Source organism: Promicromonospora sp. NPDC060204, assembly GCF_042728455.1.
Taxonomy (GTDB): domain Bacteria; phylum Actinomycetota; class Actinomycetes; order Actinomycetales; family Cellulomonadaceae; genus Promicromonospora.
Genome location: NZ_JBHWZO010000253.1, coordinates 1 through 9201 on the forward strand (window position 1 = coordinate 1; position 9201 = coordinate 9201).

General features: G+C 69.6%; 8 protein-coding genes. 2 read left to right on the plus strand and 6 right to left on the minus strand.

Annotation, left to right across the window (positions count from 1 at the left end):
* Positions 1 to 33: 33 nt before the first annotated feature.
* The 5 genes from ACFWEJ_RS23885 to ACFWEJ_RS23905 all read right to left on the minus strand — a co-directional run bounded on the left by ACFWEJ_RS23885 (position 34) and on the right by ACFWEJ_RS23905 (position 7017).
* Positions 34 to 1773, minus strand: a complete 1740-nt coding sequence (locus tag ACFWEJ_RS23885; RefSeq protein WP_377231674.1) for an ABC transporter ATP-binding protein — start codon at positions 1771 to 1773, stop codon at positions 34 to 36.
* Positions 1774 to 1775: 2 nt separating this feature from the next.
* Positions 1776 to 2774 (minus strand): ABC transporter permease, encoded by a 999-nt coding sequence (locus ACFWEJ_RS23890; protein ID WP_377231675.1) that lies wholly within the window; start codon positions 2772 to 2774, stop codon positions 1776 to 1778.
* Positions 2775 to 2801: 27 nt separating this feature from the next.
* Positions 2802 to 4322, minus strand: coding sequence for an ABC transporter permease (locus tag ACFWEJ_RS23895; RefSeq protein ID WP_377231676.1), 1521 nt, complete (start codon positions 4320 to 4322; stop codon positions 2802 to 2804).
* 194 nt (positions 4323 to 4516) lie between these two features.
* Positions 4517 to 6331, minus strand: coding sequence for an ABC transporter substrate-binding protein (locus ACFWEJ_RS23900; RefSeq protein ID WP_377231677.1), 1815 nt, complete (start codon positions 6329 to 6331; stop codon positions 4517 to 4519).
* Between the two features lie 230 nt (positions 6332 to 6561).
* Complete coding sequence (locus tag ACFWEJ_RS23905) at positions 6562 to 7017, minus strand: cold-shock protein (protein WP_377231678.1); 456 nt, start codon at positions 7015 to 7017, stop codon at positions 6562 to 6564.
* Positions 7018 to 7182: 165 nt separating this feature from the next.
* On the opposite strand from ACFWEJ_RS23905, the gene ACFWEJ_RS23910 reads away from it, so the two are divergent.
* The gene (locus ACFWEJ_RS23910) at positions 7183 to 7818 is read left to right on the plus strand and encodes a histone deacetylase (RefSeq protein WP_377231679.1); all 636 of its coding nucleotides are present in this window, start codon (positions 7183 to 7185) and stop codon (positions 7816 to 7818) included.
* A 9-nt stretch (positions 7819 to 7827) separates the two neighbouring features.
* Positions 7828 to 8358 (plus strand): GNAT family N-acetyltransferase, encoded by a 531-nt coding sequence (locus ACFWEJ_RS23915; protein ID WP_377231680.1) that lies wholly within the window; start codon positions 7828 to 7830, stop codon positions 8356 to 8358.
* Between the two features lie 22 nt (positions 8359 to 8380).
* Here the strand turns inward: ACFWEJ_RS23915 and ACFWEJ_RS23920 are convergent, their stop codons facing one another.
* Positions 8381 to 9169, minus strand: coding sequence for a GNAT family N-acetyltransferase (locus ACFWEJ_RS23920; protein WP_377231681.1), 789 nt, complete (start codon positions 9167 to 9169; stop codon positions 8381 to 8383).
* Between the last annotated feature and the right edge of the window lie 32 nt (positions 9170 to 9201).

Sequence of the window (9201 nt, forward strand, 5' to 3'; positions counted from 1 at the left end):
GACCTGAGGGTCTGACACGTCTACGGGGAAGGGCTACTCGTCCTCGATGTGCAGCTCCGCGATGTCGTCGCCGAGCTTGTTCAGCAGCGCGTGCCGCGCCTCGCGACGACGCCGCTGCTCCAGCGGCTCCGGCACGGGGGCGGCCGCGATGAGGCGCTGCGTGTACTCCTCACGGGGGTGGTGCAGCACCTCCTCGCGCGGGCCCTGCTCCACGATCCGGCCGTTCTGCAGCACCACCACACGGTGGGCCAGCAGGTCGATCACCGCGAGGTCGTGGCTCACGAAGAGGCAGGCGAACTTGTACCGCTCCTGCAGCGCCGTGAACATCTTGAGCACGTTGGCCTGCACGGACACGTCCAGGGCCGACGTCGGCTCGTCCGCGACCAGCAGTTCGGGGTCGAGCGTGAGGGCGCGGGCGATGCTCACGCGCTGGCGCTGGCCGCCGGAGAGCTCGTGCGGGTACCGGTTGAAGGCGCTGCGCGGCAGCTCGACGGCGTCGAGCAGCTCCAGCACGCGACGCCGACGCGACCGGTCGTCGCCCTCCTTGTGCACCACGAGCGGCTCGGCGATCACGTCGCCGATCGGCAGCCGCGGGTTGAGCGACGACGCCGGGTCCTGGAACACGACGCCGATGCGCTTGCGCAGGGCCTTGAGCTCCTTGCCCCGCAGCTTGCCGAAGTCGGTCCCGAGGATCGACACCGAGCCGGACGCCGCGGGGATGAGCCCGAGCGCGCACTTGGCGATGGTGGACTTGCCGGAGCCCGACTCGCCCACGAGGCCCACGATCTCGCCCTGCGCCACGGACAGCGACACGTCGTCGACGGCCCGGAACGTCGGCTTGCCCAGCCGGTGGTACTCGATGACGAGGTTGCCGAGGTCGAGCGCCGGCAGGTCCTCGGGCGCCGCATCGACCGGGGCGACGTCGCCGAACTGGCCCGGCCCGGACCCCAGGTGGGGCACGGCGGCCAGCAGGCGCTTCGTGTACTCGTGCCGCGGGTGGTTGAGCACCTGGTCGGCGGTGCCCGTCTCCACGAGGTCACCCTTGAGCATGACGGCGACGCGGTCGGCCATGTCGGCCACGACGCCCATGTTGTGGGTGATCAGCAGGATGCCGGTGTTCAGCTTGTCCTTGAGCGAGCGCAGCAGGTCGAGGATGTCGGCCTGCACGGTCACGTCGAGGGCCGTGGTGGGCTCGTCGGCGATGATCACCTTGGGGTCGCACGCGATGGCCATGGCGATGACGACGCGCTGACGCTGACCGCCGGAGAGCTCGTGCGGGTACTGCTTGAGGCGGCGCTCGGGCTCGGGGATGCCGACCATCGCGAGCAGCTCGGCGGCACGCGCCGTGGCCTGCTTGCCGAAGGCGATGCCGTGCAGCTGCAGGCCCTCGGTGAGCTGGTCGCCGATCGTGAGCACCGGGTTCAGGGCGGTCATGGGCTCCTGGAACACCATGGCCACGTCGTTGCCGCGCATGTTGCGCAGGCCCCGGCCGTCCAGGCCGCCCACGACCTTGTCACCCACGCGGATGGTGCCGCCGACGCGCGCGTTGCGGGGCAGCAGGCCGAGCGCCGTCATCGAGGTGACGGACTTGCCCGAGCCGGACTCGCCCACGAGCGCGACGACCTCGCCCGGCCGGACCTCCAGGTCGATGCCCTTGACGGCGTGCACGTCGCCGAACTCGGTCTTGAACGTGACGGTGAGGTCCTCGAAGGAGAGGACGGCGTCACCGGTCGCCGAGGCGGAACCGGGAGCGCTGATGTCGAGAGTGGTCATTCTCAGTCCTTGCTCCGGTTCTGGCGGGGGTCGAACGCGTCGCGCAGGCCGTCCCCGATGAAGTTCACGCACAGGGCGATGGTCAGGATCATCAGGCCGGGCCACCAGAACAGCCAGGGCCGGGTCGAGAAGGCGGCCTGGTAGTCGGAGATGAGCGTGCCGAGCGAGGTGTCGGGCGCCTGGACGCCGAACCCGAGGAAGCTCAGCGACGTCTCGAGCAGGATCGCGGCCGAGATCGAGAGCGTCGCGGACACGATGATCACGCCGACCGCGTTGGGCAGCACGTGCCGGGTGATGATCCGCCAGGGGCCGGTGCCGACCGCCTGGGCCGCGAGCACGAAGTCGCGCTCGCGCAGCGAGAGCACCTCGCCGCGCACCAGTCGGGCCAGGCTCGTCCAGGTGACCAGGCCGAGCACGAGGGCCAGGCCGAGGATGCCCCAGCCCGAGGCCGTCTTGCCGAGCACCGCCGCGATCACCAGCAGCGGGATGACGATGAAGACGTCGGTGACCCGCATGAGGATCGACTCGAGCCACCCGCGGTAGAAGCCGGCCAGCGCGCCGATCAGCGTGCCCACGATCGTGGAGATGATGCCGACCGAGAACGCGATGATCAGCGAGAACTGGGTGCCGCGCATGACCAGCGCGAAGTAGTCCTTGCCACCGGTGTCCTGGCCGAACGGGTACGCCCAGGTGGGCGCGCCGTCGCCGATCTTGTCGTACTGGAGCGTGTAGTCCTTGGGCCACCAGCCGGGGATGGGGCCGACGCCGATGGACGTGAAGGCCACGATGATGACGATGCCGAGCACGATCATCGAGGTGAGTGCCGCCCGGTGCCGGAAGAACCGGCGGGCGACGAGCTGGCCCTGGCTGTAGGACTTGTCCTCGCCGGGCAGCGGGCCAGCCGAGCCGCCGGCCGCGAGGCCGACCGCGTCGACGCCGGCCACGGAGACCTGGGGCTCGTAGTCCTCGCCCTCGGGGTTGCTGTTCCTGATGTCACTCATGTCTGTGTCTCCTGCCGTGGCCCGCGCTCAGCGCCGGATCCGGGGGTCGAGGGCCGCGTACGCGATATCTGCCAGCAGGTTCATCAGCACGGCGGCGATGCCCGTGACGAGGAAGAACGCCATGACCGGTGCGGGGTCGACGGCGTTCAGGCCGTCCTGGAACAGCGCACCCATACCCTTCCAGCCGAACACCTGCTCCGTGATGATCGCGCCGCCGATGATGCCCGCGAAGTCGAAGGCGATGATCGTCGTGATCGGGATCAGCGCGTTGCGGAAGGCGTGCTTGACGATGACCTCGCGCTCGGACAGGCCCTTGGACCGGCCGGTGCGGACGTAGTCCTGGTTCAGGGTCTCCAGCATGGAGGACCGCGTGTACCGCGAGTAGCTCGCCACGGAGACCAGGGTGAGCAGGATCGTCGGCAGCAGGATCTGCGTGCCCAGGTCGAGCACCTGCTCCCAGAAGCCGCCAGTGAAGTTCGGCGTCTGCGAGCCGATCGTCGAGATGGGGCGCGACTTGACGCCCAGGAAGCTCGACCAGTGCGCGATCAGGAGGTCCGCGAAGACCATGGCGCTGGTGATCACGCCGGTGATGCCGGTGACGAGCATGACCTGCTTGCGCGCGTAGCCGCCCCAGGCGGCGCCGATCCCCACCGAGACCAGCACGGCGAGCACGAACAGCCCGGCGAGCAGGCCCCAGCTCGGGCTGTTGACCAGCAGCGGAGCGAAGGCGAGGTAGGCGACGACGCCGACGACCACGGTCGTACCAGCCGCGTAGAGGGCACGCCGGTTGCGCAGGCCCGCGACGAGCGCTGTGACGAGCACACCCGCGGCGGCCGAGACGACGAGCACGCCGCCGATGCCGAACATCGGGTTGCGCCACCAGTCGAGGGAGTTGAAGACGAAGAGCATGATCGTGACGAACGCGAACACGACCGCCGCCGTGACCAGCCGGCGCTTCCTGGAGCCGCCGAGGACGGCCTGGAGCAGGAATCCCGCGACTATCGCCGCTATGACTATGGTCCATGGCGCGTACTGCCCGACGGCGATCCAGTTGTTGTACTGGATGCCCGCGTACTCCTTGAGCAGGGTCGCCGCCCAGAACACCGGCAGCGAGAAGAAGAGGAACGCGCTGAAGGTGATGGAGTAGTCGAAGCCCGAGTACTGGCGGATCGCGGTGAGGATGCCGAGCGCGATGCCGACGACGATGGCGAGCAGCGTGGACACGGTCACCAGGCGCAGGGTCGAGCTGGCCGCCTGCTGGGTCAGCCCCAGCACGTCGACGCCGTTGATCGTGACGCCGAGGTCACAGTTCCCGGTGAAGCAGCCTCCGACACCCTTGAGCCAGTCCCAGTAGCGCTCGTACCAGGGATCGTCGAGCCGCATCAGCGCGATTCGCTGGTCGATGAGCTGCTGCTTGTTCTGAGCGTTGGACTCGCGCAGGTCCTTGAGCGGATCGCCGGAGTTGATGGTCAGGACATACACGAGTATTGAGGCGCCGAGCAGGACGAGCGCCGAGGCGCCGATGCGCCGGAGGATGAACTTGAGCACAGGTTGGCCCTTCGAGGCGGACGCAGCACGGCGTCTGCTGGGGAATGCGATCAGCGTGTCACTATAGGACACCGGATGAAAGTTGCTGCCATCCGCCCTGGTCAGAACGGGAAATAATCCTGACCTGAAGCGAACAGCCCTGCGGGGAAGGGAGCAGAGGCGCCCTTCCCCGCAGGTCTTGCGTCAGGCTCGCGTCAGGAGGCGCGGGCCCACTGCTCGGAGTTCCACACGACGCCGCTCTGGGCGGCGGTGTTGCGGACGTTCTCCAGGCTGGAGCTGCTGGCGATGACGCCCGGGTGGGCGAACAGCGGGATGCCGAAGAGCGTGTCCCACAGCTGCTTCTCGATGATCACGGTCTGCTCGGCGTGAACCGCCTCGTCCGTGGTCCCGGCCAGCGTCTTCCAGGCCTCGTCGACCGTCTTGTCGGAGTACCCGCCGTAGTTCTGCTGACCGGTGGTCGAGTAGATGTTCTCGCCCGAGGCGATCTGGCCCGAGCCGGCCCAGGCGAACAGCGCCACCTCGTAGTCACCGTTCGGCAGGTCCTTGTCGAAGAAGTCCGGCGCGGCGGAGTCGACGATGTCGAAGCCGACCTGGTCGCACGAGGACTTGATGGCCTCGACCTCGGCGGCACGACGCGGGTTCGGCGCGGCGTAGCCGATGCGAACCTTCTCGCCCTCCTTGAGGCCCGCGGCAGCGAACTTCTCCTTGGCGGCGTCGAGGTCGACCTCGTCATACCGGCCGTCGTAGGACTGCGAGACGACGTCCTCGTAGTTGTCCTGGAACGGGAAGACCTCGCGGGCGTTCATGACGACCGCCTCGGGGGCGATCGGCTTGATCAGGTCGTCCACGATCTTCTGGCGCGGCACGCAGAGCGCGAACGCCTCACGGGCCTCCAGCGAGTCGGAGAAGATGCCCGAGTTGAAGTTGAAGTCGAGGTGCTCCCAGGTCAGGTTCTGGTTGGTGTCCACCGTGACGGCGTCACCGAGCTGCTCGAGCTGCGTCACCGTGTCGACCGTGGGGCCGTTCGGCTGGATGACGTCGAGGTCACCGTTGGCGAGCGCCTGGATCTGCGCGTCGGCGGCGACGAAGCGGACCGTCAGCTCCTTGGTGGCAGCGGGCGTGCCCCAGTACTTGTCGTTCGCCTCAAGGGTGATGTACTGACCGGCCTCCCAGCCGTCCGCCTTGAAGTTGTACGGGCCGCTGACCGGGGCGATCGCCGGGTCCGGCACGTCGCCCGGCTGCGACAGCCAGCCCTCGTTCCAGAACTTGGCGGCCTTCTTCAGGACGTCGAGGTCGAGGTCCTGGATGGCGGTGACGAGCTCCTCGGTGGAGACGCCGGCCTGCTCGGCGACCACGTGGGCCGGGAACGGCGAGCCGATCTGGATCTTCCAGTCGGCGTACACGCGCTCGTAGTCGTAGGTGAACGACTTGGCGTCCGGGGAGTCCGCCTGCGGGCCCTCGGGGACGTAGTCACCCAGGGTCAGGCCGGAGATGTGGTTGAACAGCGGGACCTCGGAGCCGTCCTTGGTGACCTTGCCGTCCTCGGTGATCGCCTGGGCAGCCCAGTCGAGGAGGTAGTCGGCGTAGGTGATCGGGGTGCCGTCGGACCAGGCAGCCTCGTCGTTGAGGGTGTACTCGACCTGCAGCGGGTCCTCGGAGAGGGCCTCGTAGGTGCCGTACTCCTCGTCCGTGCAGATCTCGCCCGTGTCGCCGAAGTACCAGAAGCCACCGAACAGGCGCTCGGTCACGGCGCTGTTGTAGGTGGAGTAGGTCTCCGGGGTGTTCGAGTTGTAGCCGAGGAACTCGTCCTCGACGGACACCTTGATCTCACCGTCAGCGGTGGTGACGTCCCCGAGGTCCGCCTTGCACGGGCCGTCGGCCGAAGCCGAGGTCGCAGTGGCTTCGCCTTCGGCCGGGTTGTCGCTCCCCGCCGGGCTGGTGCACGCCGAGAACAGCAGCGCGCCACTGGCGGCCACTGCGACGGCGGCGCTCAGTCGCCTGATCTTCAATGTTCCTCCTCATGGGGATGACGGTCACGAACCACCGCCGTCCGCCTCAGCGCAGGGGTGAGATGTCCGTCACCGTCAAGGTTTCCGCTCACGCTACTCACGCGATGGGAGGGTTTGCCCTACTTCGCCGTTTGCCGGAACTGATCGTTACCGACCTGATATCGCTCCGTAGCGGCATCGTCGCCGTACATCAAGAACGGAAACAGGGCGGTAACACCTCGGGTGAAATTTCACACCCATCCGTGCGATCGCGCCACCGCGACGAAAGCACCCCGGGTCGCGAGCACCTGTTCGGCGGTCAGCGTGGGCACCGCGGCGAGCAGCACCTCGGTCACCTCGACCGCGAGCTCACGCTCGGACGGGCCCTCGCCGTCGGGCCGCGAACCGGCGTCGGGCAGGGGCGGGAGGAAGGTGGGGACGGGCGTGGTGGTCGCGCCCGCGCCAACGGCGGCCGACGCCATCGCCGGGGCCAGGGCGGGCGCCGGCGTCACCAGCGTGACCGTCGAGGCCTTCAGGCCCCGGTCGCCGTCCTCCACCGCGAAGTCCACGACCGCGCCCACCGCGAGGTGGCGCTTGTCGAACTCGAGGTCGTTGACGTGGATGAACACGTCGTCCCCACCGGTGTCCGGGGCAACGAAACCATAGCCGCGAACCTCGTCGAACCTGATGACCTTGCCTTGAACCACGGCACACACTCCACCTCGTGAGAAACCCTGCGTCTTCGAGTCTAGGACGCTTGTCCAACTCCGCCTGGGCAACGTACACGGAGGTTCTCGCGTTCCGTCCAAGGACTCTCCGTCGCGGGTCTGAAGCAGCCACCGTGGTTCCGTGGCGGTGGCATATTGCGTAGCGTGTCCGGGACCCCCGCACCCGAGGAGAGTCCGCTGAGCACCGAGGTCTGGTACGTGAGCTACGGGTCCAACATGGCCCGGGCCCGGCTCGCCTGCTACCTCGAGGGCGGGTGCCCGCCCGGTGCGCGACGCCGCTACCCCGGGGCGCGCGACCGCACCCTGCCGCGCGAGGACCGGGCGGTCGAGCTGCCCGGACGCGTCTGGTTCGCGGGCAACTCCGCCGTCTGGGGCGGCGGCACGGCCTTCTACGACCACGACGCCGTGGGCCCGACACCCGCCCGCGCCTACCGGATCACCGCCGCCCAGCTCGCCGACGTCGCGGCCCAGGAGATGCACCGCGTCCCCGTTCTCGACGACCCACTGGAGGCCATGCTCCGCTCGGGGATCGCGCGGCGCCACACCGCGGGGCCGGGGCGGTACGAGACGCTGATCGCCGTCGGGCGGCTGGACGGCCTGCCGATGCTCACCTTCACCGCGCCGCACGGGCACGCGGGCCGTCCGCACTCGGCGCCGTCCCCCGCGTACCTCGCGACGATCGCCGCGGGCCTGCGCGAGGCGCACGGCTGGTCCGACGCCGAGGTGCGCACCTACCTGGCGTCCGTCGTCCCTCGCGACGGCGCGGGCCGACGGCGCTAGCGTGCGCACATGACGATCCGCGCGCTGGACACCTCCGAGGTGCTCCGGCGCGCGGACGAGATCGCCGGGGTGTTCCAGCGGGCGTTCGGCTACTCCGACGAGCGGCGCGACCACTTCCGGGACACCCGGCTCGCCTACCTGCCGCTGTACGACGGCGCCCTGACGCTCGGCGCCTTCGAGGACGGGGCCCTCGTGGGGTTCGTGTACGGGTTCGACTACCAGCCCGGCCACTGGTGGCCGCAGCAGGTGGGGCCGGCGCTGGAACGTGCCGGGCACGGCGAGTGGGCCGAGGACGCGTTCGAGCTGAACGAGCTGGAGATCCTGCCGGAGCACCAGCGGCGGGGCCTGGGGACCGCGCTGATGCGGGAGCTGCTCGGCCGGACACCGCACCGCCACACCCTGCTGTCCACCACCGCCGACCCCGCCGACCGGGCCAAGGTGCTCTACCGCCGCCTCGGGTTCGTGGACCTGGTCCCCGGGTTCCGGTACGCCGGCGTCACCGAGCCGGCGAACATCATGGGCCGACGGCGCGCGGGCTGACGCCCGCGACAGGGCCTGACGCTCAGCGCTCCCAGGCGTAGGGCGTCGTGGTGGACACCTTGTGGAAGCCGTAGCGCTCCAGGATCGGACGGGAGTACTCGGTCGAGTCGCTGTGGATCAGGGTCTTGCCCCGCGCGAGGGCCGAGCGTGCGCGGGCCGCAGTCAGCGCCCGGTAGATGCCCCTGCCCCGCCACTCCGGGCGGGTGCTGCCGCCCCAGATCCCGGCGAAGTCGGTACCCGGCACGGGCTCCAGCCGGCCTGCGGTCACGATCTGGCCGTCGGCCTCCGCGACCCACAGCTCCATCTCGGGGTCGATCGCCTGCCGGCGCAGGATCGCGTTCGCCGTCCGGTCCGAGACCGGGCTGCCGAACACCTCGTCCTGCATGGCGCACATGGCGCGCACGTCCGGCTCCTCGCTGACGCGGCGCAGCGTGACGCCGTCGGGCAGCGGGACGTCGACCGCGAGGGCCGCCGCGTCGCCGATCATGATCGACTCGGCCTCCTCGGCGACGAACCCGTGCTTCAGCAGGGCCTCGTGCAGCCCCGGCGCGTGGTCGTGGCCGCGGGTCTTCCACTCGACCTTCGTGATGCCACCGTCGGCCCGGAAGTGGGCGACGGCCCCCTCGACGAGCTCCTGCACGCGCGCCTCGTCGGCCCCGCCCAGGTCGCGGTAGGTGACGAAGCCGCGCCCGCCCAGGAAGGTCACCAGCCGCAGGGGCCCGAGGACGGTCACGGAGATCGCGCTCGGGGTCTCGGCGTCGGTGCGGAGCTGCTCGTCGTACGCCTGGAGCAGGCGCGAGGTATCGGTCATGGGGTGATGTTCCGTTGCCGGGCCGGAGCCAC